The 24655-nt window shown below is 73.3% G+C and carries 19 protein-coding genes; 11 read left to right on the forward strand and 8 right to left on the reverse strand.

The window, feature by feature from the left end:
* Positions 1–500: 500 nt before the first annotated feature.
* The gene (locus QCN29_RS14390; RefSeq protein WP_279928310.1) at positions 501–1523 is read right to left on the reverse strand and encodes an ADP-ribosylglycohydrolase family protein; all 1023 of its coding nucleotides are present in this window, start codon (positions 1521–1523) and stop codon (positions 501–503) included.
* A 233-nt stretch (positions 1524–1756) separates the two neighbouring features.
* Here QCN29_RS14390 and QCN29_RS14395 point away from each other — a divergent pair, with 233 nt between their 5' ends.
* The 5 genes from QCN29_RS14395 to QCN29_RS14415 all read left to right on the forward strand — a co-directional run bounded on the left by QCN29_RS14395 (position 1757) and on the right by QCN29_RS14415 (position 12060).
* Positions 1757–2485 carry a VIT1/CCC1 transporter family protein gene (locus tag QCN29_RS14395; protein ID WP_279928311.1) on the forward strand — a complete coding sequence of 243 codons (729 nt, stop codon included), beginning with the start codon at positions 1757–1759 and terminating at the stop codon, positions 2483–2485.
* A gap of 537 nt (positions 2486–3022) precedes the next feature.
* Positions 3023–7615: a glutamate synthase large subunit gene (gene gltB / locus QCN29_RS14400; RefSeq protein WP_279928312.1), complete on the forward strand. Its 4593-nt coding sequence runs from the start codon at positions 3023–3025 to the stop codon at positions 7613–7615.
* Entirely contained in the window at positions 7608–9068 is a 1461-nt protein-coding gene (locus QCN29_RS14405) for a glutamate synthase subunit beta (protein WP_279928314.1), read from the forward strand. Before gltB ends, QCN29_RS14405 begins: the two co-directional genes overlap by 8 nt.
* A gap of 208 nt (positions 9069–9276) precedes the next feature.
* Positions 9277–11643 carry a hypothetical protein gene (locus QCN29_RS14410; RefSeq protein WP_279928315.1) on the forward strand — a complete coding sequence of 789 codons (2367 nt, stop codon included), beginning with the start codon at positions 9277–9279 and terminating at the stop codon, positions 11641–11643.
* A 9-nt stretch (positions 11644–11652) separates the two neighbouring features.
* On the forward strand, positions 11653–12060 hold the full coding sequence (locus tag QCN29_RS14415; protein WP_279928316.1) for a DUF5955 family protein: 408 nt from the start codon (positions 11653–11655) through the stop codon (positions 12058–12060).
* Between the two features lie 136 nt (positions 12061–12196).
* Here the strand turns inward: QCN29_RS14415 and QCN29_RS14420 are convergent, their stop codons facing one another.
* The gene (locus QCN29_RS14420) at positions 12197–13240 is read right to left on the reverse strand and encodes an acyl-CoA/acyl-ACP dehydrogenase (protein WP_279928317.1); all 1044 of its coding nucleotides are present in this window, start codon (positions 13238–13240) and stop codon (positions 12197–12199) included.
* Positions 13240–14379 (reverse strand): acyl-CoA dehydrogenase family protein, encoded by a 1140-nt coding sequence (locus QCN29_RS14425; RefSeq protein ID WP_279928318.1) that lies wholly within the window; start codon positions 14377–14379, stop codon positions 13240–13242. Before QCN29_RS14425 ends, QCN29_RS14420 begins: the two co-directional genes overlap by 1 nt.
* A 49-nt stretch (positions 14380–14428) precedes the next feature.
* Here QCN29_RS14425 and QCN29_RS14430 point away from each other — a divergent pair, with 49 nt between their 5' ends.
* Genes QCN29_RS14430 through QCN29_RS14440 form a run of 3 tightly spaced genes read left to right on the forward strand, consistent with a single transcriptional unit; the run spans position 14429 to position 17074 of the window.
* On the forward strand, positions 14429–15226 hold the full coding sequence (locus QCN29_RS14430; RefSeq protein WP_279928321.1) for an SDR family oxidoreductase: 798 nt from the start codon (positions 14429–14431) through the stop codon (positions 15224–15226).
* Between the two features lie 38 nt (positions 15227–15264).
* Positions 15265–15876 carry a TetR/AcrR family transcriptional regulator gene (locus QCN29_RS14435; protein WP_279928419.1) on the forward strand — a complete coding sequence of 204 codons (612 nt, stop codon included), beginning with the start codon at positions 15265–15267 and terminating at the stop codon, positions 15874–15876.
* 40 nt (positions 15877–15916) lie between these two features.
* Complete coding sequence (locus QCN29_RS14440; RefSeq protein WP_279928322.1) at positions 15917–17074, forward strand: acetyl-CoA C-acetyltransferase; 1158 nt, start codon at positions 15917–15919, stop codon at positions 17072–17074.
* Between the two features lie 22 nt (positions 17075–17096).
* Here QCN29_RS14440 and QCN29_RS14445 read toward each other — a convergent pair whose 3' ends face one another.
* Genes QCN29_RS14445 through QCN29_RS14460 form a run of 4 tightly spaced genes read right to left on the reverse strand, consistent with a single transcriptional unit; the run spans position 17097 to position 20588 of the window.
* Positions 17097–18167: an NAD(P)H-dependent flavin oxidoreductase gene (locus QCN29_RS14445; protein WP_279928323.1), complete on the reverse strand. Its 1071-nt coding sequence runs from the start codon at positions 18165–18167 to the stop codon at positions 17097–17099.
* The gene (locus QCN29_RS14450) at positions 18164–18958 is read right to left on the reverse strand and encodes a CoA-transferase subunit beta (RefSeq protein ID WP_279928326.1); all 795 of its coding nucleotides are present in this window, start codon (positions 18956–18958) and stop codon (positions 18164–18166) included. Before QCN29_RS14450 ends, QCN29_RS14445 begins: the two co-directional genes overlap by 4 nt.
* The gene (locus tag QCN29_RS14455; protein ID WP_279928328.1) at positions 18955–19827 is read right to left on the reverse strand and encodes a CoA transferase subunit A; all 873 of its coding nucleotides are present in this window, start codon (positions 19825–19827) and stop codon (positions 18955–18957) included. Before QCN29_RS14455 ends, QCN29_RS14450 begins: the two co-directional genes overlap by 4 nt.
* On the reverse strand, positions 19824–20588 hold the full coding sequence (locus QCN29_RS14460; RefSeq protein ID WP_240139968.1) for an enoyl-CoA hydratase family protein: 765 nt from the start codon (positions 20586–20588) through the stop codon (positions 19824–19826). The genes QCN29_RS14455 and QCN29_RS14460 overlap by 4 nt, the downstream gene beginning before the upstream one ends.
* A gap of 57 nt (positions 20589–20645) precedes the next feature.
* Between QCN29_RS14460 and QCN29_RS14465 the strand changes: the two genes are divergently transcribed.
* A complete protein-coding gene (locus QCN29_RS14465; RefSeq protein ID WP_279928330.1) occupies positions 20646–21542 on the forward strand; it encodes an SDR family oxidoreductase in 897 nt (298 codons plus the stop codon).
* Entirely contained in the window at positions 21539–22495 is a 957-nt protein-coding gene (locus QCN29_RS14470; RefSeq protein ID WP_279928331.1) for an SDR family oxidoreductase, read from the forward strand. Before QCN29_RS14465 ends, QCN29_RS14470 begins: the two co-directional genes overlap by 4 nt.
* A 71-nt stretch (positions 22496–22566) precedes the next feature.
* On the opposite strand, the gene QCN29_RS14475 is transcribed toward QCN29_RS14470, so the two are convergent.
* Positions 22567–23466, reverse strand: coding sequence for a hypothetical protein (locus QCN29_RS14475; protein WP_279928334.1), 900 nt, complete (start codon positions 23464–23466; stop codon positions 22567–22569).
* A gap of 241 nt (positions 23467–23707) precedes the next feature.
* On the opposite strand from QCN29_RS14475, the gene QCN29_RS14480 reads away from it, so the two are divergent.
* Positions 23708–24538 carry a S1 family peptidase gene (locus QCN29_RS14480; RefSeq protein ID WP_279928337.1) on the forward strand — a complete coding sequence of 277 codons (831 nt, stop codon included), beginning with the start codon at positions 23708–23710 and terminating at the stop codon, positions 24536–24538.
* The last annotated feature ends 117 nt before the right edge of the window (positions 24539–24655 follow it).

Consider the following 24655-nt stretch of genomic DNA (forward strand, 5'->3'; position numbering starts at 1 on the left):
GCGGTACGGCCCCACTCCTAGCCCTTCGCGCAGACGTGCAGGGGTCTCCGTCTCCCAGGCGCGGGCCGATGTCCCGCGCCGGTCCTTCTCCCGCCGCTGGGCAGCGGCGTCCCCCGGCCGACGGCGTTCGCCGTCTGCTTGCTCGCGGGCTGCTCCGTGCGGACGGGGGCAGGTCCGCGGCTCGGGCCGGCGCTCCTCGGTCGGCGGTCCGCTCAGTTCCCCGCGCCGGGTCCTCCGGGGAGCTTCGGGCGGCTCGTCCGCCGCGCCCGGGGCCTCGTCCGCGGCCTCGTCCGGGGCCCGGCGGCGGGCCACGCCCGGAAGCGCGGACTCTCGCGGACCGGCCGGGGTCTGCGGGCTTGGCGCTTCGGGGCGTGGGGTCGGGGCCTGACGTTCTGGTGGGACCTGACGCCCTGGCCGGGCCTGACGTTCCGGCCGGGTCGGACGCCCTGGCTGGTCGGCGCCGCCGACGGGCCGACGGCCGTCATCGGCTCCGGGCGGGGTCATGACGGGACCGCCGCGAGGTCGGGGCCGGGGGTGAGCAGCGACGCCACGTCCAGGACGTGGTAGCCGCGCATCGAGGGCAGGCAGGCGCCGCGGACCGGGCCGATCGCCGAGGACCACTCCGGGGGGATCGCCGTGGCCCCCGCGAGCGCACCGGCGAGCGCGCCCGCCACCGCCGCCGTGGTGTCCGCGTCGCGGCCCATGTTGACCGCGGTCAGCACCGACGTACGGAAGTCGCCGCGGGCCGCGGCGAACGCGCCGAACGCCAGGCCTGCCGCCTCGGGGGCCAGATCCGTCCACGGATAGCCGCCGACCACCACAGCGGATCGGACTCCGCGCTCCATGGACAGCCGGTCCGGGTACCGGCGGCCCGCCGCCGCGACGGCGCGCCGCAGTGAGCGCGCCGTCCAGGAGTCCGTCGGGATCACGGACAGCGCCGCGCCGACGACTCCCGCCGGGTCCGCGCCCGCCATCGCCGCCGCGACCCCCGCCGCCACCGCCTGCCCGCCGTAGATCCCCTCGCCGTCGTGGCTGACCGCCCCGTCGATCGCGACCAGCCGCGCCGCCTCCGCGGGCCGCCCGGCCGCGAACACCCCGAACGGCGCCGCCCGCATCGCCAGCCCGTCGCTCCACGCATGCCGGTGCTGGGCGGAGATGGGCGCGGCCAGCCCGCGCCGCAGGTTCTCCAGCGTGCCGCGCTCGCTGAACCCCGCCCCTCGGAACGGCCCTTCGTCGAGGTCGGCGATCCAGCGGTGCCAGGCGCGCTCCACATGGGCGACGGACAGCGCGGAGCCGTGCCGGGCCAGCAACAGGCCTGAGAAGACGGCGTACTCCGTGTCGTCCGTCCCCGCCGGGTCGTCGCTGACGAACCCTTCGATCCGCCCCCAGCGGCGGCGGATCTCGGACGGCCGGAGATTCTCCGCGGGCGCCCCCAGCGCGTCGCCCACCGCCAGCCCCAGCAGCGCCCCCCGCGCCCGTTCCGGGAGCGTCGCCGTCGGCGGATTGCATGCAATCAACTCCATGGGCGGGTCTCTTCCGTGGGAGGCGCGGACCGTTCCCGGATATGTGCCACGCGGGACGCGCCGACGCGCTTGCCGGGGCCCGGCGTCACCCGCCTGACGCCAGGTAAGTATGCCCTGCCTTGCTGGCGCGCCCCTTACATCGCGCGTATTTTCGAGGTGTTGAGGGGGAGCGGGTCCACCCGCCCGGACCCGACGCATCGCAGAGCGACGCATTCCAAGGCAAGGGGAGAGCTGTGTCCATCATCGAGACCGAGGCGGCGCTGCACGCGGCCCACCGTGACAACCACACCCACCGCGACGTCAACGGCGGCTGGCTGCGCCCCGCGGTGTTCGGCGCGATGGACGGTCTCGTCTCCAACTTCGCCCTGATGGCAGGCGTGGCGGGCGGCGCCGTCTCCCAGCAGACCGTCGTGATCACCGGACTCGCCGGGCTCGCGGCGGGCGCGTTCTCCATGGCCGCGGGCGAGTACACCTCGGTCGCCTCGCAGCGCGATCTGGTCCAGGCGGAACTGGACGTCGAGCGGGTGCAGTTGCGCAAGCACCCGGTGGACGAGATGGAGGAGCTGGCCGCGCTGTACGTGTCACGCGGCGTCGAGCCCGCGCTCGCCCGCGAGGTGGCTCTGCAGCTCTCCGCAGACCCGGAGCAGGCGCTGGAGATCCACGCCCGTGAGGAGCTCGGCATCGATCCGGACGATCTGCCGTCGCCGCTCGTGGCCGCGGTGTCGTCGTTCGGTTCCTTCGCGCTGGGCGCCCTGCTGCCGGTGCTGCCGTATCTGCTCGGGGCGAGCAGTCTGTGGCCTGCCGTGCTGCTGGCGCTCGCCGGGCTGTTCGGCTGCGGTGCGCTGGTGGCCCGTGTCACCGCCCGCAGCTGGTGGTACAGCGGTCTGCGGCAGCTGGCGCTCGGCGGCGCGGCCGCCGCGGTGACGTACGGGCTGGGGAGCCTGTTCGGCGCGGCGCTCTGACGCGCCGCAGAGGGCCGTCTCCGGCCCCGGTCGGCGGAATATTCGCCTCCGCGGGGTTGCGTCATCGCCCGCTCCCGCTCATCCTGGGGCAACCGGGGCGCAGGGGCCCCGGTTGCCGTCTGTCACGCATGTCGACGATCTCGACGGGCAGCGGTCCGACGGGCATCGGCCGTGCAAACGGCACACACCAGCGGTGCACGTCTGTGAGGAAGGTCCCCCTCGGAGCCTCCTTCGAGGTGAGACACTATGCGGGAAGCCACATAAATTATCGTTACTTCCCGGTTTCAGGTCCTTGAGCACGGGGCATGAGCCGAAAGCGCGCCGGCAATGAAGCCTGCGCTGCGCCGGTCCGGCGGATGCGATCCCGCCCGACCTCCATCAATTCCGCCGCCGCTGCGGTGTCCGCAGTGTCCGCATGCTGGAATGCGCTATCCACTTCGCGAGAAGCGCTCCATCATGTAACCTGCACGAAATTTCGCGGAGGGCCAACGTCGTCCCTCGGCACGGAAACATGCCACGACGACGACGGGAGAGCCGATGCGTTCCGACGCCTGGTCGCCCATGGACGGTCGCCCCGCCCCGCAGGGGATGTACGACCCCCGTAACGAACACGACGCCTGCGGCGTCGGGTTCGTGGCCACCCTCACCGGTGTTGCCAGCCATGAGCTGGTCGAGCAGGCGCTGACCGTACTGCGCAACCTGGAGCACCGCGGCGCCACCGGCTCCGAGCCCGACTCGGGCGACGGCGCGGGCATCCTGCTCCAGGTCCCGGACGCCTTCCTGCGCGAAGCCGTGGACTTCGAGCTCCCCCGTGCCGGCGCCTACGCCGTGGGCATCGCCTTCCTGCCCGCCGAGGACAACGCCGACGCCGTCTCGCAGATCGAGACGATCGCCGGCGAGGAGGGCCTGACCGTCCTTGGCTGGCGCGAGGTCCCCGTCGCCCCCGACCTCCTCGGCGCCTCCGCCCGCGCCACCATGCCGGCCTTCCGCCAGCTCTTCGTCGCCGGGGGCGCCTCCGGGGCCGAAGGCTCCGGAGGAGGCGAGATCAGCGGCATCGCGCTGGACCGCAAGGCGTTCGTGCTGCGCAAGCGCGCGGAGCGCGAGGCCGGGGTGTACTTCCCGTCGCTCTCCGCCCGCACGATCGTCTACAAGGGCATGCTGACCACCGGCCAGCTGGAGCCCTTCTTCCCCGACCTGTCCGACCGGCGTCTCGCCACCGCGGTCGCCCTGGTCCATTCGCGGTTCTCCACGAACACCTTCCCGAGCTGGCCGCTGGCCCACCCGTACCGGTTCGTCGCCCACAACGGCGAGATCAACACGGTCAAGGGCAATCGCAACTGGATGCGCGCCCGCGAGTCGCAGCTCGTCTCGGACCTCTTCGGGGACCGGGACCGCCTGGAGCGGATCTTCCCGGTCTGCACCCCCGACGCCTCCGACTCCGCCTCCTTCGACGAGGTCCTGGAGCTGCTCCACCTCGGCGGCCGCTCGCTGCCGCACAGCGTGCTGATGATGGTCCCCGAGGCGTGGGAGAACCACGACTCGATGGACCCGGCGCGGCGCGCCTTCTACCAGTACCACTCCACGATGATGGAGCCCTGGGACGGCCCCGCGTGCGTCACCTTCACCGACGGCGTCCAGGTCGGCGCGGTGCTCGACCGCAACGGCCTGCGCCCCGGCCGCTACTGGGTCACCGACGACGGCCTCGTCGTGCTCTCCTCCGAGGTCGGCGTCCTCGACATCGACCCCGCCAAGGTGGTCCGCAAGGGCCGGCTGCAGCCCGGCAGGATGTTCCTCGTCGACACCGCCGAGCACCGGATCATCGAGGACGACGAGATCAAGGCGTCCCTCGCCGCGGAGCACCCGTACGAGGAGTGGCTGGAGAGCGGGATCATCGAGCTCGGCGACCTGCCCGAGCGCGAGCACATCGTCCACACCCACGCCTCGGTCACCCGCCGCCAGCAGACCTTCGGCTACACCGAGGAGGAGCTGCGCGTCCTGCTGGCCCCGATGGCACGCAGCGGCGCCGAGCCGATCGGCTCCATGGGCACCGACTCGCCCATCGCCGCGCTCTCCGAGCGCCCCCGGCTGCTGTTCGACTACTTCACCCAGCTGTTCGCGCAGGTCACCAACCCGCCGCTGGACGCCATCCGCGAGGAGCTGGTCACCTCGCTGCACTCCTCGCTGGGCCCGCAGGGCAATCTGCTGGAGCCGACCGCCGCGTCGTGCCGCAGCGTCACCCTGCCCTTCCCGGTGATCGACAACGATGAGCTGGCCAAGCTGATCCATGTCAACGCGGACGGCGACATGCCCGGCATGACCGCCGCCACCCTCTCGGGCCTGTACCGGGTCAGCGGCGGCGGCGAGGCGCTGGCCGCCCGCATCGAGGAGATCTGCGCGGAGGCCGACGCCGCGATCGAGGGCGGCGCCCGGCTGATCGTGCTCTCCGACCGCCACTCGGACGCCGAGCACGCCCCGATCCCGTCGCTGCTGCTCACCTCCGCCGTCCACCACCACCTCATCCGCACCAAGCAGCGCACCCAGGTGGGGCTGCTGGTCGAGGCCGGCGACGTCCGGGAGGTGCACCATGTCGCGCTGCTGATCGGCTACGGCGCGGCCGCCGTCAACCCCTACCTGGCGATGGAGTCCGTCGAGGACCTCGTCCGGGCCGGCGCCTTCATCGACGGCATCGAGCCCGAGAAGGCCATCCGCAACCTGATCCACGCCCTCGGCAAGGGCGTGCTGAAGGTCATGTCCAAGATGGGCATCTCGACCGTCGCCTCCTACCGCGGCGCGCAGGTCTTCGAGGCCGTAGGCCTGGACGACGCCTTCGTCGCCGAGTACTTCGACGGCACCGCCACCAAGATCGGCGGTGCGGGCCTGGACGTCATCGCGCAGGAGGTCGCCGCCCGCCACGCCAAGGCGTACCCGGCCAGCGGCATCGCCCCCGCCCACCGTGCCCTGGAGATCGGCGGCGAGTACCAGTGGCGGCGGGAGGGCGAGCCCCACCTGTTCGACCCGGAGACGGTCTTCCGCCTCCAGCACGCCACGCGCACCAAGCGCTACGACATCTTCAAGAAGTACACGGACCGGGTGAACGAGCAGTCCGAGCGGCTGATGACGCTCCGCGGCCTGTTCGCCTTCACCTCCGACCGTCCCTCGATCCCGGTCGAGGAGGTCGAGCCCGCCTCGGAGATCGTCAAGCGCTTCTCCACCGGCGCGATGTCGTACGGCTCCATCTCCAAGGAGGCGCACGAGACGCTCGCCATCGCCATGAACCAGCTGGGCGGCAAGTCCAACACCGGCGAGGGCGGGGAGGACCCGGAGCGCCTGTACGACCCGGCGCGCCGCTCCTCCATCAAGCAGGTCGCCTCCGGCCGCTTCGGCGTCACCTCCGAGTACCTGGTCAACGCCGACGACATCCAGATCAAGATGGCGCAGGGCGCCAAGCCCGGCGAGGGCGGCCAGTTGCCCGGCCACAAGGTGTACCCGTGGGTGGCCAAGACCCGGCACTCCACGCCCGGCGTGGGCCTGATCTCCCCGCCGCCGCACCACGACATCTACTCCATCGAGGATCTCGCCCAGCTGATCCACGACCTCAAGAACGCCAACCCGGCCGCCCGCATCCATGTGAAGCTGGTCTCCGAGGTCGGCGTCGGCACGGTCGCCGCGGGCGTCTCCAAGGCGCACGCGGACGTCGTCCTGATCTCCGGCCACGACGGCGGCACCGGAGCCTCCCCGCTCACCTCGCTCAAGCACGCGGGCGGCCCCTGGGAGCTCGGCCTGGCCGAGACCCAGCAGACGCTGCTGCTCAACGGGCTGCGCGACCGGATCGTGGTGCAGACCGACGGACAGCTCAAGACCGGCCGCGACGTCGTCATCGCCGCGCTGCTCGGCGCGGAGGAGTTCGGCTTCGCCACCGCCCCGCTCGTCGTCTCCGGCTGCGTCATGATGCGCGTCTGCCACCTGGACACCTGCCCGGTCGGCATCGCCACCCAGAACCCGACGCTGCGGGACCGTTTCTCCGGCAAGCCCGAGTTCGTCGTCAACTTCTTCGAGTTCATCGCCGAGGAGGTCCGCGAGCTGCTGGCCGAGCTGGGCTTCCGCACGCTGGACGAGGCCGTCGGCCACGCCGAGCTGCTGGACACCACCCGCGCGGTGAACCACTGGAAGGCACAGGGTCTGGACCTCGCGCCCCTGTTCCACGTCCCCGAACTGCCCGAAGGCGCGGTCCGCCACCAGCTGATCGAGCAGGACCACGGACTGGAGAAGGCCCTCGACAACGAGCTGATCAAGCTGGCCGCGGACGCGCTGGGCGCGGCCACGGCCGAGGACGCCCAGCCGGTGCGCGCCCAGATCGCCGTCCGCAACATCAACCGGACCGTCGGCACCATGCTGGGCCACGAGGTGACCAAGAGGTTCGGCGGCGCGGGCCTGCCCGACGACACCATCGACATCACCTTCACCGGCTCGGCGGGCCAGTCCTTCGGCGCGTTCGTGCCGCGCGGCGTCACCCTGCGCCTGGAAGGCGACGCCAACGACTACGTCGGCAAGGGGCTGTCCGGCGGCCGGATCGTGGTCCGTCCCGACCGCGGGGCCGACCACCTCGCCGAGTACTCGACCATCGCAGGCAACACCATCGCCTACGGCGCGACCGGCGGCGAGGTCTTCCTGCGCGGCCGCACCGGCGAGCGGTTCTGCGTCCGCAACTCCGGCGCGACGGTCGTCGCCGAAGGCGTGGGAGACCACGGCTGCGAGTACATGACCGGCGGCCACGCCGTCGTCCTCGGCGCGACCGGACGCAACTTCGCGGCCGGCATGTCCGGCGGCATCGCCTATGTGGTCGACCTCGACCGGGACAACGTCAACCCCGGCAACCTGCAGGCGATCGAGCCGCTGACGGACGCCGACAAGCAGTGGCTGCACGACGTCGTGCGCCGCCACCTCGAGGAGACCGGCTCCACCGTCGCCGAGAAGCTGCTGGCCGACTGGGACGCCTCCGCGGACCGCTTCAGCAAGATCATTCCGACCACGTACAAGGCAGTGCTCGCCGCCAAGGACGCCGCCGAGCGGGCCGGGCTCTCCGAGTCCGAGACCACCGAGAAGATGATGGAGGCGGCGATCAATGGCTGACCCCAAGGGCTTCCTGACCACCGGGCGCGAAGTCGCCCAGACCCGCCCCGCCCAGGAGCGCGTCAAGGACTGGAACGAGGTCTACGTCCCCGGCTCGCTGCTGCCGGTCATCAGCAAGCAGGCGGGACGCTGCATGGACTGCGGCATCCCCTTCTGCCACAACGGCTGTCCGCTGGGGAACCTGATCCCCGAGTGGAACGACTACGCCTACCGCGAGGACTGGGCGGCCGCCGGCGAGCGGCTGCACGCCACCAACAACTTCCCTGAGTTCACCGGGCGGCTGTGCCCCGCACCCTGCGAAGCCGCGTGCGTCCTCGGCATCAACCAGCCGGCCGTCACCATCAAGAACGTCGAAGTCTCCATCATCGACAAGGCGTGGGACGCCAACGACGTCAAGCCGCAGCCGCCGGAGCGGCTCTCCGGCAAGACCGTGGCCGTCATCGGCTCCGGCCCGGCGGGCCTGGCCGCCGCCCAGCAGCTCACCCGCGCGGGCCACACCGTGGCCGTGTACGAGCGGGCCGACCGCGTCGGCGGGCTGCTGCGCTACGGCATCCCCGAGTTCAAGATGGAGAAGCGGCACATCAACCGCCGCATCGAGCAGATGCGCGCGGAGGGCACCAAGTTCCGCACCGGCGTCGAGATCGGCCGCGACGTCGACGCCGCGCAGCTGCGGCGCCGCTATGACGCGGTCGTCATCGCCGCGGGCGCGACCGTCTCCCGCGATCTGCCCGTTCCCGGCCGGGACCTCAAGGGCATCCACTTCGCGATGGAGTACCTGCCCCTCGCCAACAAGGTCCAGGAGGGCGACTACGTCGCCCCGCCGATCACCGCCGAGGGCAAGCACGTCGTCGTCATCGGCGGCGGCGACACCGGCGCGGACTGCGTGGGCACCGCCCACCGGCAGGGGGCGGCCTCCGTCACCCAACTGGAGATCATGCCCAGGCCGGGCGAGGAGCGGAACGCGAACCAGCCGTGGCCGACCTTCCCCATGCTGTACAAGGTCACCTCGGCGCACGAAGAGGGCGGCGAGCGGGTCTACTCCGTGTCCACGACCCACTTCGAGGGCGACGAGGACGGCAACGTCCAGTACCTGCACCTGGTCGAGGTGGAGTTCAAGGACGGCAAGCTGGAGCAGAAGGCCGGCACCGAGCGGAGGATCCCCGCTCAGCTGGTCACCCTGGCCATGGGCTTCACCGGCACCGACCGGTCCAACGGCCTGGTCGAGCAGTTCGGCCTGGAACTGGACGAGCGCGGCAACGTCGCGCGCGACGCCGACTTCGCCACCAATGTCGACGGCGTGTTCGTCGCGGGAGACGCCGGACGCGGCCAGTCCCTGATCGTCTGGGCCATCGCCGAAGGCCGCTCCGCCGCACGCGGCGTGGACCACTACCTCACGGGCGCGAGCGAGCTCCCGGCCCCCATCCGCCCCACCGACCGCGCGCTCACGGTCTGACCGCCGAAGCACCGCGGAAACGCCCCATAGACGTCCCGTACAACGGCGTACGGAACTGATCGCGGCGCCTGCCTCGTCCCCGACCGGACCACGGCAGGCGCCGCGGTGTTTGCCGCGGCCGTCTGCCGCGGGGGGTTTTCCACAACCCGCTGACACACCCCGCCCGGACTTCTAGAGTGCTGAGCCTGAAGCTGTTCCGGGGGGTGCCATGGAACGGATGATCGGCCTGGGGAAGCCGGTGCGGGGGAGAGTCGCGCTGTTATGCGCGGGCCTGCTGCTGCTGGGCAGCCCCTGGGCGCGTGAGCCGCTGCGCGGGCTGCAAGCGGACAACGCCGTCCAGTCGCTGCTGTACCGCGCGCTGTACGTCCCCGGGTGGGACCCCTCGCCGGGCCCCGACCGCTTCTCGGCCGCGATCGGCTGGAGCGGGAACGCCTCGGCGGCCGTGCTGCTCCTCGGCGTCCTCGTCCTGGCACCCCGGGTGATGGCCCGGGCCCCTGCCGCGGGCGGTGTCCGCTGGACCGCTGCGCTCGGCGTCGGCGTCCTCGTCTCCGCCGTCGCCGCGGTCCCCGCATGGGCCGTCATCATGAGCAGGGGCCCCGGCGCCGTCACCCTCTTCGGCCGGGACGGCGCCGAGGTGTTCGCCTACTTCCTCGTCGACGGACTGGTCTTCGGCGTGCTGCTGGGCCTGGCCGTCGCCGCCGTCTTCGCCGGATCCGCCGGACCGGGCAGACCGGGCAGAGCAGGCGGATCAAGCGGATCCTTCAGCGTTTCGTCAGCCCGTGGCCGCGAACGGAGAAGAGCCATGGCCGCCACCTCCTCCCAGGACGTCGTCGACGCCGTCGCCACCGGCAGCGCGCCGGGCGACGTCACCCGCTATCTGTGCGCCGCCGCCTACACCGATCCGGCCTTCTCCCGCCGAGTGGTCGAGGACGTGCTGGGGGACGAACTGGGCGCGGTCGCCACCTCGCCCGGCGTCGACCTGGTGCCGGTCGCCCGGCACTGCCTTGCCGCCCGCCAACTGCACCGGGAGCGGGATCTGCGGCTGACGCTGGTCTGCTGCGTCGTCGCCGTGTTCAGCCCCTTGTGGCTGGTGTTCGCCCTCGGAGGGCTCAGAGCACTGAGCTCCGCCGCCCGCATCCCCCGGCGCTCCCTGCGCGGCCGCGAACTGCCGGACCCGGCGGCCGCTGTCTGGCGGCTCGCCCTCACCTCGGCCGCCCTGCTCATCGCCGGACTGCTGCTGGGCCGGACCCTGTCCGCGATGTCCCTGCCGGGGCCGCTCGCCTGGCTGGCCGGCGGCTATCTGCTCGGCATTCCACCGCTGCTCGCCTCGGTCGCGGCGGGCGCCCTGGCGTTCCGTACACTCGCGGACGAGGAACTCGACATCGACGCCCGGCTGCGCGAGACGCTGCGCCGTGATGTGTTCGACCCGGGCGCGCTGCCGCAGCCGGGGCCCGTCGAGCCGTGGGCCGCCGACCGGATCGACGACGTGGCCGAGGCGCAGCGCGGCAATGTCACCGTCTACAGCGGGTACTCGCCGTTCCTCGGTTACGCCCGGCGGGAGTCGAAGTGGTCGCTGTCGCTGCCCCTGCTGCCCGCCGAGCACCCGTCGGACGCCGGAGGCGACGCCCCCGCGGTCGTGGACTTCGACGCATGGGAGGTCGTCGAGCGCCTGCGCGCCCGGCTCAGGGACGCGGCGGAACGGCACGCCGCCGCCGTGCCGGCCCAGGCCGGCGTCGCGCCGCCCGGCGGGCTTCCCGCCGGCGGGGCGAGCCTCGCCGGTCTCCTCATCGAGGACCGGGTGTTCGTCAGCGGCACGGCCATCGCGTCGGACGGCAGACTGCTGCCCGAACCGCTCTGCGCGCCGGTAACCTCGCTGCCCGACGAGGAGGTACGGCGGATCGCACTGAGCCCACAGGGCCCGGCGAGGCACTGTCTCGCCGCCCATCTGCCCATGTGGGGCGGCGATGTGGTGCCCAGCCAGTTCCTGCACGTGGCCGTGGTCGGCAGGTCGCTCCATCTGCACTGCGAGCGGCATGTCCTCGGGCCCGTGCTGCGCGAACTGCACACCGTGGACCTGCTGCCCGCCGCGCTCACCGCGGAGCGCCACCGCGCACTCCTGCTGAACGCGCTGCGGCGGACAGGCGGGGCGCTGTCCGCCGCACCGGGCTCCTCCTTCCGCTACGCGCGCGCCGAGACTCGCAGAAACCGCCGGCTGCTCCGCGAGGTGCAGGCCGCCCAGGACGACCCCGCCTTTGACCGCGGTGCACGGCTGAGCATCCGCGAGGAGGTCCTCAGCCCGCAGTACCTCAACCACTTCCAGGTGGTGGACGCCGAGCGCACGCTCGCCGCGCTGGACCGGCACACCCTCGCGGCCGTACGGGACTTCCTGGACGAGCACGGCGTCGACACGGCAGACTTCCGCAGCCAGACCCAGACCATCCTCAACCACGGTGTCCTGCAGACCGGCGGGGTGAGCGTCGTGGGCAACCAGGCGGTCGGCCAGGGCGCCCAGGCCACCGCCCGGACCGCCACGGCCGGGGCGGCCGGAGCCTCCGCGGCCGCGGTGGAGCGTTAGGAGGACCCGATGACCCATCAGTCCCGCCCGTCGTCGCCGGAAGGCCTGCCGCAGGGGGACAACCTCGGCGTGCAGCAGTACGGAGGGCACAGCCAGGTCGGCAACCAGGCCGTGGGCTCCGGCGCCCAGGCCATCGCCGGCCAGGTTTTCGTCCAGGCCCCCACCGCCGATCAGCGCACACAGATCCGCGATCTGCTCGCCCTGGTCGAGCGCCTGCTGGAGGAGCACCGCGCCGCCCTGCCGGACCAGGAGGCCCCCCGGGCGGAACTGCGCAGACTCCGCGAGGAACTCGACGACGAGGACCCCCAGCCCGGGGTGGTCCGCCGCGCCCTCGACCGGCTGACGGCCTTCGCCCAGCCGGTGGCCCCCCTGGCGGCGGCGGTCGGCGAGCTCTCCCAGGCCGTGCAGTCGTTCTGACCGCTGCTGCCGAGGGGGCCGCGCAGTCATGGCCCGAGTCGTCCCGCAGCGAACGGTCCATGTGCAAGTGCAGGGCCCTGGCCGACCGGGCTCGGCGAGTGCCCGCAGTGGCTCGCCGCCGCTGCCGCACATGGGATCACCGCTCGACCCGCGGTCCTGCGTCGGGTGCGGCCGCGTCGGGCGTCGACAGCACATCCGCGCGGCACCGCGCCGGCGTCCCCCAGGCGTCCCGCAGCGGGCGGGCCTTGCGCAGCCACAGCGAGAGGTCCAGCTCGTCGGTGTAGCCGATCGCGCCGTGCAGTTGGAGGGCGGTGCGGGCGGCGGCGTACGCGGCCTCGCCCGCCGCGGCCTTGGCGGCGGAGACATCCGCCCGGGTCATGGTGACGGCCGCCCCGTACACCAGTGGCCGGGCGAACTCCAGGGCGATCAGGGTGTCGGACAGCCGGTGCTTGACCGCCTGGAACGACCCGATCGCAGCGCCGAACTGGGTGCGCTGTTTGACGTAGGCGACCGTGCGGTCCAGCAGAGCGAGGCCGACGCCGAGGCACTGCGCGGCGGCGGCGAGCCGTGCCCAGTCGACTGCCCGCCGTGCCGCCTCCGCCACCTGCGGACCGGTCGCCAGCACCGGCCCGCCGGGCCCGGCGGCGCCGAGCCGCCGCGCGGGGTCGGCCGACGCCTGCGGTGATTCCCGCCCGGCGGGCGCGAGACGCACCGTGGCCGCCCCGCCCGAGCCGACGGGCCCGACGGCGAGGACGCAGTCCGCCGCGTCCGCGTCGAGGGCGTACGGGCCCGCACCGTGCAGGGTGAGGGTCGGCATCAGCGAGCCCGCGGCGACCGGCGGCAGCAGGCGCTTCGCCGGCGCCGGATCGCCCAGTTCCGCCAGCGCGGACAGCAGCGCCGCCGCACCGGCCGTCTCGACGTACGGGCCCGGCGCCGCGTGGCGGCCCAGTTCCACGAAGGCGACGGCCAGATCGACGGGCCGCGGCCCCAGCCCCTCGTACGCCTCGGGCACGGCCAGCGCGAAGACGCCCGCCTCGGCCAGCCGGGACCACAGCATGCGCCCGGCGGCGAAGTCCCCGGCCGCCCACGCCCGCACCGTCCCCGGCGTGTCCGCCGCCGTGAGCATCGCGTCCAGCGAGCGGGCGAACGCGGTCTGTTCCCCGGTGAGCAGAAAACGCATCAGCGGCGGCCCTTCTCCAGCCCGAGCAGCCGCTCGGCGATGATGTCGCGCTGGATCTCGTTCGTGCCGGCGTAGACGGGACCCGCGAGCGCGAAGACATACCCCTCCGCCCAGTCGCCGTCCGTCCGCTCCGCCTGGTCGCCGAGCAGATCGAGCGCCGTCTCGTGCAGGGCGAGGTCGTACTCCGACCAGAACACCTTGTTGAGACTGGACTCCGCCCCCAGGGCCGCGCCCGCGGCGGAGCGCGAGGCGGCGGCGCACGCGAACAGCTGGTAGGCCCGTGCGCCGATCACCGCGTCCGCCACCCGGTCGCGCGCCCCCTCCGGCTCCCCCCGCTCGCGCCACAGCCGCACCAGCCGGTCCGCGGCGGCCAGGAACCGGCCCGGGGAGCGCAGCGTCAGCCCCCGCTCGTCGCCCGTGGCCGACATGGCGATCCGCCAGCCCTGCCCGGGCTCCCCGATCACGTCCGCGTCCGGCACGAAAACCCCGTCCAGGAGGAGTTCGGCGAAGGCGGGCTTGCCGTCCAGCCGCCCGACGGGCCGCACCGCGACCCCCGGCGCCCGCAGGTCGAACATCAGATACGTCAGCCCTTGATGGGGCCTGGCCGCCCCCGGGTCCGTACGGAACAGTCCGAACGCCCGGTCCGCGAAGGCCGCCCGCGAGGACCAGGCCTTCCGGCCCGACAGCAGCCAGCCGCCGTCCGTGGGCACCGCCCGGGACGTCAGCGCGGCCAGATCCGATCCCGCCTCCGGCTCCGACCAGGCCTGCGCCCAGATCTCCGCGCCGGCGGCCATCGCGGGCAGCACCCGCGCCCGCTGCTCGGCCGTGCCGTGGTCGAAGAGCGTGGGGGCGAGCAGATGGATGCCGTTCTGCGAGACCCGGCCGGGAGCGCCCGCCGCGTAGTACTCCTCCTCGAAGGCCAGCCACCGGAAGACGTCCGCGCCCCGGCCGCCGTACTCCCGCGGCCAGGAGAGTGCCGACCAGCGGTCCGCGTACAGCACGGCCTCCCAGGCGCGATGGGCCGCGAAGCCCTCGCGCGTCTCCAGGGAGGGAAGCGGCTCGGCGGGCACATGCGCGGCGAGCCAGGCGCGGGCCTCGGCGCGGAAGGCGTCGTCGCCGGGGGAGCTGTCCAGGTCCATGCGGTTGCCAACCTTCCCTAACAAGTGTTTGGTAGGTTAACGTGCCGCCGTGACGGACAACAAGGCGCAGTACGTTCCGGGGCACGGCCTGCTCACCGGCCGCACCGCCGTCGTCACGGCCGCGGCCGGCGCGGGGATCGGCGGCGCGACCGCCCGCAGACTCCTCGAGGAGGGTGCGCGCGTCCTCCTCGGCGACCGGCACGCCCGTCGGCTGAAGGAGGCGGAGGCGGCGCTCGCCGAGGAGTTCGGCGTCGGCGCGGTCGCCGCACTGCCCTGCGACGTCACCCGGGAGCGCCAGGTCCAGGCGCTGTTCGACACCGCGGTGCGGCTGCACGGCCGACTGGACATCGTCGTCAACAACGCCGGGCTCGGCGGATCCGCGCCCCTCGCCGAGATGGCCGACGAGCAGTGGTCCGCGGTCCTCGACACCACCCTGACCGGCACCTTCCGCTGCACCCGCGCCGCCCTGCGCCGCTTCCGGGACACCCCTGAGCGCCGCCCCGGCGGCTGCGTCGTCAACAACGCCTCCGTCCTCGGCTGGCGGGCCCAGTCCGGCCAGGCCCACTACGCCGCCGCCAAGGCGGGCGTCATGGCCCTGACCCGGTGCGCCGCCATCGAGGCCGCTCAGTACGGAGTGCGGGTCAACGCGGTCGCGCCGAGCCTGGCCATGCACCCGCATCTGGCCAGGGTCACCTCACCCGAGCTGCTCGACGAGCTGACCGCGCGGGAGGCCTTCGGGCGCTGCGCCGAACCCTGGGAGGTCGCCAACGTGATCGTCTTCCTGGCCAGCGGCTATTCCTCGTATATGACCGGCGAGGTCGTCGCCGTGAGCAGCCAGCGTGCCTAGGTCCGCCGCCCGGGGACGACAATGGTCATGTGCCCAAGATGAAGAAGACACAGGTGGCCGCGGCCTCCGTGCCCGACCGACGCAGGGAACTACTCGACACGGCGGCCGAGGTGTTCGCCGCGCACGGCTACAACGCCACCACCGTCCGGCGGATCGCGGACACGGCCGGGATGCTCGCGGGCAGCCTCTACTACCACTTCGACTCCAAGGAGTCGATGGTCGATGAGATCCTTTCCACCTTCCTCGACGAGCTGTGGCAGGGGTACGACGCCGTCCTCGGCGCCGGACTCGGCCCGCGGGAGACCATCGAGGCCCTGGTCACCGAGTCCTTCCGGGAGATCGACCGGCACCGCGCGGCCGTCGCCATCTACCAGAAGGAGTCCCGCCACCTGGCCGCCCAGCCGCGCTTCGCCTATCTCACCGAGTCCCAGCGGAAGTTCGAGCAGGCATGGCTCGGCACGCTTCAGCGCGGGGTGGCCGAGAAGGCGTTCCGCGCCGATCTGGACGTCCGGCTCGCCTACCGGTTCCTGCGCGACACCGTGTGGGTCGCCGCCTCCTGGTACCGGCCGGGCGGACAGCACAGCCCCGAGGAGATCGCCCGCCAGTACCTGTCGATGGTGCTGGACGGCATCGCCGTACGGGACACCTGACACCCAGCACCCAGCACCTGGCAGCGAAGGAGCGTCAGCCATGGCCGAGGCATACATCGTCGAAGCGGTACGCACCCCGGTGGGGCGGCGCAGGGGCGGCCTCGCCGCGGTCCACCCCGCCGACCTCGGCGCCCATGTGCTGACCGCGCTGGTCGAACGCTCCTCCATCGACCCCGCCGCCGTGGAGGACGTGGTCTTCGGCTGCCTGGACACGGTCGGCCCGCAGGCCGGCGACATCGCCCGCACCTGCTGGCTGGCGGCCGGGCTGCCCGAGGAGGTGCCGGGCGTCACCGTCGACCGGCAGTGCGGCTCCTCGCAGCAGGCCGTGCACTTCGCCGCGCAGGGCGTGCTCTCCGGCACTCAGGACCTCGTCGTCGCGGGCGGCGTGCAGAACATGTCCCAGGTGCCGATCGCCTTCGCCTCCCGGCAGGCCGCCGAGCCGCTCGGGCTCACCGAGGGCCCCTTCGCGGGCAGCTCGGGCTGGCGGGCGCGCTACGGCCGGGCCCCGGTCAGCCAGTTCCACGGTGCGGAGCTGATCGCCCGCAAATGGGGCATCTCGCGGCGTGCCATGGAGGAGTTCGCCCTCACCTCCCACCGTCGCGCGGTCCGGGCGGCCGACGAGGGCCGTTTTGAGAAGGAGATCGTGCCGTACGGGGACATGACGGCGGACGAGGGCCCGCGCCGTGACACCACCTTGGAGCTGATGGCGGCCCTGAAGCCGGTCCTCGACGGCGGAACGATCACCGCGGCGTGCTCCTCCCAGGTCTCGGACGGCGCGGCGGCGCTGCTGCTGGCAAGCGAACGGGCGGTCCGCGACCACGGCCTGACGCCCCGCGCCCGCGTGCATCATCTGTCGGTGCGCGGCGAGGACCCGATCCGCATGCTGACCGCACCCATCCCGGCCACCGCCCACGCGCTGAAGAAGACCGGCATGTCCATTGACGACATGGACCTGGTCGAGATCAACGAGGCGTTCGCCCCGGTCGTGCTCGCCTGGCTGCAGGAGACGGGCGCGGACCCGGAACGGGTGAACGCCAACGGCGGCGCGATCGCCCTGGGCCATCCGCTGGGCGCGACCGGCGCACGGCTGATGACGACGCTGCTGCACGAACTGGAACGGACGGGCGGCCGGTTCGGCCTCCAGACGATGTGCGAGGGCGGCGGCCAGGCGAACGTCACGGTCATCGAACGCCTGTAGGCCTCACCGAGCGCCGCCGGGCTCAGCGGCTGCCCCGGCCGGCCCGGCCGAGGGACCCCAGCCCGTCGAGCACCTCCTCCGCCTCCCGCATCACCCGCTCCACCAGCTCCGCGCAGCTCGGCAGGTCCTCGATCACACCCGCGACCTGACCGGACGACATCACCCCCAGGTCCGTACGGCCGTCGACCATGGCGGCCTTCAGCAGCATGGGTGTGTTCGCGGCGAGCAGCACCTGGCTGAGGGACAGCTCCCTGCCGTGCTTCAGCGCACGGCCGTCGTGGACCAGCGCGGCCCAGGACAGCCCCGAGATCCGGCGGAAGCGGGCGGCGCTGCGCAGCGCGTGCAGCAGCGCCCTGAGACGTCCGGCGCGCTCCAGCGCGTCGACCAGATCCGTGCGGAGCACCCGGTGCGGCAGCCCGTCGACCGCCGTGGTCACCGTGACGTCCCGCACGGACGCCGCCAGATAGCGCGCCTTGACGGCGTCCGGCACCGTCGAGTCCGACGTGAGCAGAAAGCGGGTCCCCATGGCGACGCCCGCCGCGCCGTACGCCAGCGCCGCCACCAGCCCGCGCCCGTCCCGGAAGCCGCCGGCCGCGACCACCGGCACCGACACCGCGTCGACGACCTGCGGCAGCAGCACGCCGGTCGCCACCTCGCCGGTGTGCCCGCCGCCCTCGCCGCCCTGCACGATCACCGCGTCCGCGCCCCACGCCGCGACCTTCTCCGCATGCCGCCGCGCACCCACCGAAGGGATCACGACCACGCCCGCGTCCCTCAACTCGGCGATCAGCTCGCGCGAGGGCGCGAGCGCGAACGACGCCACTCTCACGCCCTCCTCGACGATGATCCGGACCCGCTCGCGGGCGTCGGGGGCGTCGGCCCGCAGATTGACCCCGAAGGGGGCGTCCGTGCGGGCGGCCACCTCCCGTACCGCGGCGCGCAGCCCGCCGGGCGTCATGGTCGCGGACGCGAGGATGCCCAGCGCCCCGGCGTTAGCGGCGGCGGAGACCAGCCGTGGCCCGGCCACCCACCCCATCCCGGTCTGCACGACCGGATGCCGAACTCCGACAAGCTCGGTGAGCGGAGTCTTCATCGGCCCGCCGCCCCGACCTCGTGCTCGCGGCGTCCCGCCGGGTCGATGACCTCGCGGATCAGCCGCAGTTCGGCCGCCGTCGGCTCACGGGTGTACGGAACCTCCCCGGCCCCGGCCCCGGCCCCGGCTCCGGCTCCGGCTCCGGCTCCGGCCCCGGGCACGGCCAGGTCAAAGCCGGTCGCCTCCCTGACCCGGTCGAGCGCGACCCCCGGATGCAGGGATGCCAGGCGCATCGTCCGGTCGGGGGTCTCGAAATCGAACACGCCCAGGTCGGAGACGACCCGCGGGATGCGGTGGAACCGGCTCGCCGACGGGCCCGCTCCCGCCGCCCGCGCGTAGCCGACTCCGCACACCATGTCGACCCGCTCGACGAACACCCTCCGCGTATGCCGGGGCACCCAGTAGCTGACCGGGTGGTTGAGGGTGTTCGCCGGCGCGCCGCGCACGCCCAGCAGCTGGCGGTCGGGCCGGCGCCAGTCGCCGATGCAGGAGATGTTCTGGTTGCCGTGCCGGTCGAGCTGGCTCGCGCCCATCATGACGTGCCGCCTGCCCCCGGTGACCAGCGCCAGATGCTGCCGGTACGGCAGCCAGCCCTCCACCGTCCCGTCGAGGCCGACCAGCATCGCCTCCCCGTCGGTGAGCAGCAGATCGGGGGAGAAGGTGTGCTTGGCGAGGCGCGCGCCGAGGGACGGGATCAGGCCCATCGGACTGGCCAGGACCTCCCCGTCGCCGCGCCATGCCTCGGCGCAGGCGACCACGCAGTACTCGGCCCGGCTGACCGTGTCCGTCATCGCTCTGCCTCCCGCTCGCCCGTCTGCTCCTCGTGCCAGGTCCGCACCGCCGACTGATAGGCCCCCTCGTCGGAGCCCGCGAGGAAGCGGTCCGCGAACTCGGGCCAGCCGGTGGCGGCGTACAGCTTCTGGAAGTTCTCGTCGCGGTCGTAGTCGGGGGCGCACGAGGTGAAGTGCGCGCCGTTCGGAGCCTCGACGACACCGGTGACGGCATGGCGCTTGAGCAGCAGGGTCTGCGGCGCGGCCTCCTTGGCGAGGTCTGCCGTCCCGACGAGTCGTTCGCAGGAGACATACGCGGCGTCGGCGGCCTCGCAGAACAGATCGTCGAAGTACGGGTCCGGGCCCAGGTACTGGCCGTTGCCCGACCGGTCCGCGCGGTTCATGTGCACCAGCGCGGCGTCCAGGCGCAGCGCGGGCGCGGCGACGAACTCCTCGCCGTCGCCGTACGGCGAGACCACCGTGCGCAGACCGGGGTTGACCCGCATGACGTCGGAGCCCAGCGCGGTGCGCACAGGCAGGAACGGCAGGCGGTGGGCGGCCGCGGTGAGCCCCCACATGAACATCGCCTCGTCGAGCTCCGTCAGTTCGAAGGCGGCGCACTGGCGGGCGGCGCGGAAGTGCGGTTCGAGCGGGATCGAGTCAAGGGTGGCGAAGGGGGCGACAAGCCGGCGGACACGGCCCGCCGCAGCGAGCAGCCCCACGTCGGGGCCCCCGTACGACACCACGGTGAGATCCGTGAGGCCGGCCCTGAGCACCGCCCTGACCAGCGCCATCGGCTTGCGGCGCGAGCCCCAGCCGCCGATGCCGAGCGTCATCCCGCTGCGCAGCCTGTCGACGACGTCCTCGGGCGTCATGGTCTTGTCGGTCACCGCCCGGCCTCCTCGGCCGGGGCGGCGCCGAAGGCGCCGCGGACGCGGTCGGCGAGTCCGCTGAGCCCCGCCTCGAAGGTGAAGCCCTGCTCGAAGCGGTAGCTGCGGTGTACGTCGACCGGATCGATCCCGTTGATCGCGGCCTTGGCCAGCCGCAGCAGTTCGCCGTCCTTCGCCGCGACCTCCCGGGCCAGCTCCAGCGCGGCCTCGCGCAGCCGGTCGCGCGGGGTGACGCGCCACACCGCGCCGTGGGCGTGCAGTTCCCGGGCGGTGACGGTCCGTGAGGTGAAGTACAGCGTGCGCATCAGATGCTGGGGGACCAGCCGGGCGAGGTGGGTGGCCGCGCCCAGGGCCCCCCGGTCCAGCTCCGGGAGGCCGAAGCGGGCGTCGTCGGAGGCGACGAGCGCGTCCGCGTTGCCCGCCAGGCCGACGCCGCCGCCCAGGCAGTGGCCCTGCACCGCCGCGACGACGGGGACCTCGCACCCGTACACGGCGGCGAACGCCTCGGCGCAGGCGCGGTTGACGCCGATGAGCGCCGTGCGCGCCGCGTCGTCCCGCTGCAGTTCCTTCAGGTCGACGCCCGCGTTGAAGCCGCGGCCCTCGGCGGCCAGCACGACGCAGCGCACGGCCGGGTCACGGCCCGCGGCGCGCACCGCGTCCGCGAGGTCGTACCAGCCGCGCACGGGCAGGGCGTTGACGGGTGGGAAGTCGACCGTGACGAGACGGACGCCGTTTCCGGGACGTGCGGTGGAGACACCCATGGATGGATCAGCTACCTTTCCACCAAACGTTTGTTAGGTGAGGGAAGGTAGCAGCCCATGGAGTGGGAGGGGAGGGTCGCGGTCGTCACCGGCGGCACCCGGGGGGTGGGCGCGGGCATCGCCCGGGCCTTTCTGCGGGCCGGGGCCGAGGTCCTGGTCTGCGCCCGCCGACCGCCGGAGCGGCCGGTCGCGCACGGCGGCAGGCAGGCGCGCTTCCTGCCCGTCGATCTGCGCGACACGGCCGCGGTACGCCGCTTCTTCGACCAGGTGGCCGACCGGTGCGGACGGCTGGACACGCTCGTCAACAACGCCGGCGGAACCCCCCGCCGCCCGCTCGGCGAAGGCGGGCCCGAGCGCCACGCCCGGGTGGTGGAGCTCAACCTCCTCGCTCCGCTCACGGCCTCGCTCGCCGCGTACGAGCAACTGCGCGCGGCGCGCGGCTCGGTGGTGATGACCGGCAGCGTGAGCGGGACCCGCCCGTCGCCGGGCACGGCGGCCTACGGGGCGGCCAAGGCGGGCCTGGAGAGCCTGGCCCGGTCCATGGCGGTGGAGTGGGCCCCGGAGGTGCGGGTGAACACCCTCGTCCTCGGCATGGTCCGCACGGAGCTGTCCGCGCTGCACTACGGGGACGCGGACGGGGTGACGGCGGTGGAACGCACGGTGCCGCTGGGCCGGCTCGCGGAGCCGGACGAGATCGGCGACGCGGCGCTCTTCCTCGCCTCGGACCGCGCCACCTACATCAGCGGGGCGTCGCTGCTGGTGCACGGGGGCGGCGAGCGGCCCGCCTTCCTCGACGCTGCGACCGCCGGCCGGCGGCAGGAGACCGCCGGCGCGCCGGCCGTCCGCCGGAACGAGACCGCCGGCGCGCCGGCCGTCCGCCGGAACGAGACCGCCGGCGCGCCGGCCGTCCGCCGGAACGAGACCGTCAACCGTCAGGAGGGGAGCACCGGATGAGCGGCATCTGCGACGGGCGCGTCGTCATCGTCACCGGAGGAGGAAGAGGACTCGGCCGCGCCCATGCCCTGGCGCTGGCCGCCGAGGGCGCGCGCGTCGTCGTGAACGACCTCGGCGTCGGCCCCGACGGGCTCCCCGGCGAGCCCCCGGGCCCGGGCGGTCACGCACGGCAGGTCGTCGACGAGATCCGCGCGGCGGGCGGAGAGGCGCTGGCGCACGGCGGGGACGTGGCCGCACCCGAGGGCGCGCGGTCGCTGATCGCCGCCGCCGTCGACGGCTTCGGCCGGCTGGACGCCCTCGTCAACAACGCCGGCTTCCTGCGTGACCGGATGCTCGTCAACCTCGACGAGGAGGACTGGGACGCCGTCGTACGCGTCCACCTCAAGGGTCACTTCCTGCCGCTGAAGCACGCGGCGGCGTACTGGCGCGGCGAGGCGAAGGCGGGCCGGGAGACGGCCGCCAGGGTCGTCGGCACCACCTCCGGGGCGGGCCTGCTCGGCAGCGTCGGACAGGGCGGCTACTCCGCCGCCAAGGCCGGGATCGTCGCCCTGACACTGGTCGCCGCGGCGGAACTCGGGCGCTACGGAGTCCAGGTCAACGCAGTCGCCCCGGCCGCCCGCACCCGGATGACCGAGCGAGCCTTCCCCGAGGCGATGGCGGCCCCGGGGGCGCCGGGCGCGTTCGACGCGATGTCCCCGTCGAACGTCTCGCCGCTCGTCGTCTGGCTCTGCTCCGGCCCGCCCAGCGCGGGCGTCACCGGGCGGGTCTTCGAGGCGGAGGCGGGCCGCATCACCGTCATGGAGGGCTGGCGGCGCGGCCCCACCGCGGACAGGGCGGCGCGCTGGACCCCGGCGGAGGCGGGGGAGGCGGCCCGGGGGCTGCTGGCCGGGGCCGAGCCGCCCCTTCCGGTGTACGGGTCGGGGCCACCCCGACCCGTACACCGGAAGGGGTGATCCCGGCCGGGGCCGGCGCGCCCGCCGCCGTCGACGCTCATGCGCCGTCGACGCTCATGCGCCGTCGACGCTCAGGTGTCGCATTCGAGAACCGTGCGGCACAGGCCGCAGCGGGCCCGCACCCGCCCGCGGACCGGCAGCCGGATGCGCTGCCGGCAGGTGGGGCAGGGGAAGGAGACCTTCAGCCCGCCGTCGGGCCCGCCGCCCTCGAACGCGTACGGGGAGCCGTTTCCCGCTGCGGCCTGCGGATGCTCCTGGGCGCGCCGTCGCTCCTTGGCGTACCGGCGGCGGCCCGCCCACCCGGCCGCCGTCAGCGGCGGCTGCCGGCGGTCTTGCTGCGCCTGCGCCCTGCCTCTGGCGAACGCCGTGTACGCCTGCGGACTGGTGAACCACGGCGAGGGGTCCTCGCCGAACATCTCCGACCGCTTGGCCAGCACATAGCCGAACTCCTCCGGGGTGAGATAGCCCAGCTTCTGGCTGGAGAGCCGGTCCTCCCGGAACGCGTCGAGCAGCAGCCAGCCCGCCCCCAGATAGGTGGTCGCCGTGTCCGTGAGGATCTCGTTGTCCCGGGTCCCGGCGAACGACAGATCCAGCCGGTGCAGCAGCACATGCATGATCTCGTGGGCCAGGGCCGCCCCGATGTCCCGGCGGTGTCTGCGGAACCGGTCGTTCAGTTCGATGAAGTACTCCGGGCCCGCGGTCAGTTCGACGGAAGCGGCATGCTCCATCTCCCGGAAGCTCACGATCATCCTGGCGTCCGGCAGCCGCAGCTGCTGCACCAGGGCGCGGGCGACGCGCTGTGTGCCCAGATGCAGGTCGTCCTGGTCGGAGAAGGCCACGTCGGCGGGCAGCACGCTGGCGCCGTAGGAGAGGATCCCGTCCGGCGAGAGCCGCCGGTACAGGGCGGTGATCGCCTCCCGCACCGTGTCGAGGTGCGGAAAGCCGTGTACGACCTCGCTGCCGTTCACCACGTCCGTACCCCCATGCGCGACGGTCGGCCGGACTCAACTCTACGGGGCCCGCCATCGGGCTGCCCCGGTGGCCGAAAAGGCTGTCTTGTGAGGGCCGTGATCCACTCTCGATAATCCGAGCACGCTTGTCGGGCCCATGTCATGCATGTTCTGTGGGGTGCCGGACGGCGCTCCGAGGACTTCCCGAGGACTTCCCGGAGGACCGGCGGGCGTATCTCAACCCCCCACGAAAGGCAGTCCGTTGAAGCAGCTTCTGCGTGCAGCCAAAAGATGCGCCGCGGCAGGGGCGGTCGCCCTCGCCGTGATCAGCCTCCAGCCCGCCTCCGCCTCCGCTGCCCCCTCCGCCGCGCCGCCCGCTCGGCAGACCCCCACCGCTGAGCAGACCCCCACCGCCGTGCCGCCCGTCGTCGGCGGAACCCGCGCCGCCCAGGGCGAGTTCCCCTTCATGGTCCGGCTCTCCATGGGCTGCGGCGGATCGCTCTACGCCCCGGACATCGTGCTGACCGCCGCACACTGCGTGGACGGATCGGGCAACGACACCAGCATCACCGCCACCGCGGGCGTCGTCGATCTGCGCAGCCCCAGCGCGATCAAAGTCCGCTCCACCAAGGTCGTCCAAGCCCCCGGCTACAACGGCGACGGCAAGGACTGGGCGCTGATCAAGCTCTCCAAGCCCATCGACCTGCCCACCCTCAAGATCGCCGACACCACGGCGTACAACAACGGCGCCTTCACCGTCGCGGGCTGGGGCGCCGCCCGCGAAGGCGGACCGCAGCAGCGCTATCTGCTCAAGGCCCAGGTCCCGTATGTCTCCGACGCCGACTGCCGACAGGCGTACGGCAGCGCACTCATCCCGGCCGAGGAGATCTGCGCCGGATACAACCAGGGCGGCGTCGACACCTGCCAGGGCGACTCCGGCGGCCCGATGTTCCGCAAGGACGACTCCGGCTCCTGGATCCAGGTCGGCATCGTGAGCTGGGGTTACGGCTGCGCCCGTCCCGGCTACCCCGGCGTGTACGCCGAGGTCTCCACCTTCGCCTCGGCGATCAGGAGCGCGGCGGCGAATCTGTAGCCGCACACCCACCGGGCACACCGGTACCGCGGGACGCCGGGCGCACCGGTACCGCGGGCACATCGGCACCGGGGTAGAACCGGCACCGGGATAGAACCGGACAGCACAGGCGGCCGG

Origin of the sequence: Streptomyces chengmaiensis (assembly GCF_029846775.1) — a bacterium.
Taxonomy (GTDB): Bacteria; Actinomycetota; Actinomycetes; order Streptomycetales; family Streptomycetaceae; genus Streptomyces; species Streptomyces chengmaiensis.

Coding starts and splice junctions, on each gene's coding strand:
- QCN29_RS14390 (WP_279928310.1), bottom strand. CDS start 1,523: ATGGAGTTGATTGCATGCAATCCGCCGACGGCGACGCTCCCGGAACGG.
- QCN29_RS14440 (WP_279928322.1), top strand. CDS start 15,917: ATGGCCGAGGCATACATCGTCGAAGCGGTACGCACCCCGGTGGGGCGG.
- QCN29_RS14405 (WP_279928314.1), top strand. CDS start 7,608: ATGGCTGACCCCAAGGGCTTCCTGACCACCGGGCGCGAAGTCGCCCAG.
- QCN29_RS14420 (WP_279928317.1), bottom strand. CDS start 13,240: ATGCGTTTTCTGCTCACCGGGGAACAGACCGCGTTCGCCCGCTCGCTG.
- QCN29_RS14415 (WP_279928316.1), top strand. CDS start 11,653: ATGACCCATCAGTCCCGCCCGTCGTCGCCGGAAGGCCTGCCGCAGGGG.
- QCN29_RS14450 (WP_279928326.1), bottom strand. CDS start 18,958: ATGACGGACACGGTCAGCCGGGCCGAGTACTGCGTGGTCGCCTGCGCC.
- QCN29_RS14445 (WP_279928323.1), bottom strand. CDS start 18,167: ATGAAGACTCCGCTCACCGAGCTTGTCGGAGTTCGGCATCCGGTCGTG.
- QCN29_RS14410 (WP_279928315.1), top strand. CDS start 9,277: ATGGAACGGATGATCGGCCTGGGGAAGCCGGTGCGGGGGAGAGTCGCG.
- QCN29_RS14470 (WP_279928331.1), top strand. CDS start 21,539: ATGAGCGGCATCTGCGACGGGCGCGTCGTCATCGTCACCGGAGGAGGA.
- gltB (WP_279928312.1), top strand. CDS start 3,023: ATGCGTTCCGACGCCTGGTCGCCCATGGACGGTCGCCCCGCCCCGCAG.
- QCN29_RS14435 (WP_279928419.1), top strand. CDS start 15,265: ATGAAGAAGACACAGGTGGCCGCGGCCTCCGTGCCCGACCGACGCAGG.
- QCN29_RS14460 (WP_240139968.1), bottom strand. CDS start 20,588: ATGGGTGTCTCCACCGCACGTCCCGGAAACGGCGTCCGTCTCGTCACG.
- QCN29_RS14425 (WP_279928318.1), bottom strand. CDS start 14,379: ATGGACCTGGACAGCTCCCCCGGCGACGACGCCTTCCGCGCCGAGGCC.
- QCN29_RS14465 (WP_279928330.1), top strand. CDS start 20,646: ATGGAGTGGGAGGGGAGGGTCGCGGTCGTCACCGGCGGCACCCGGGGG.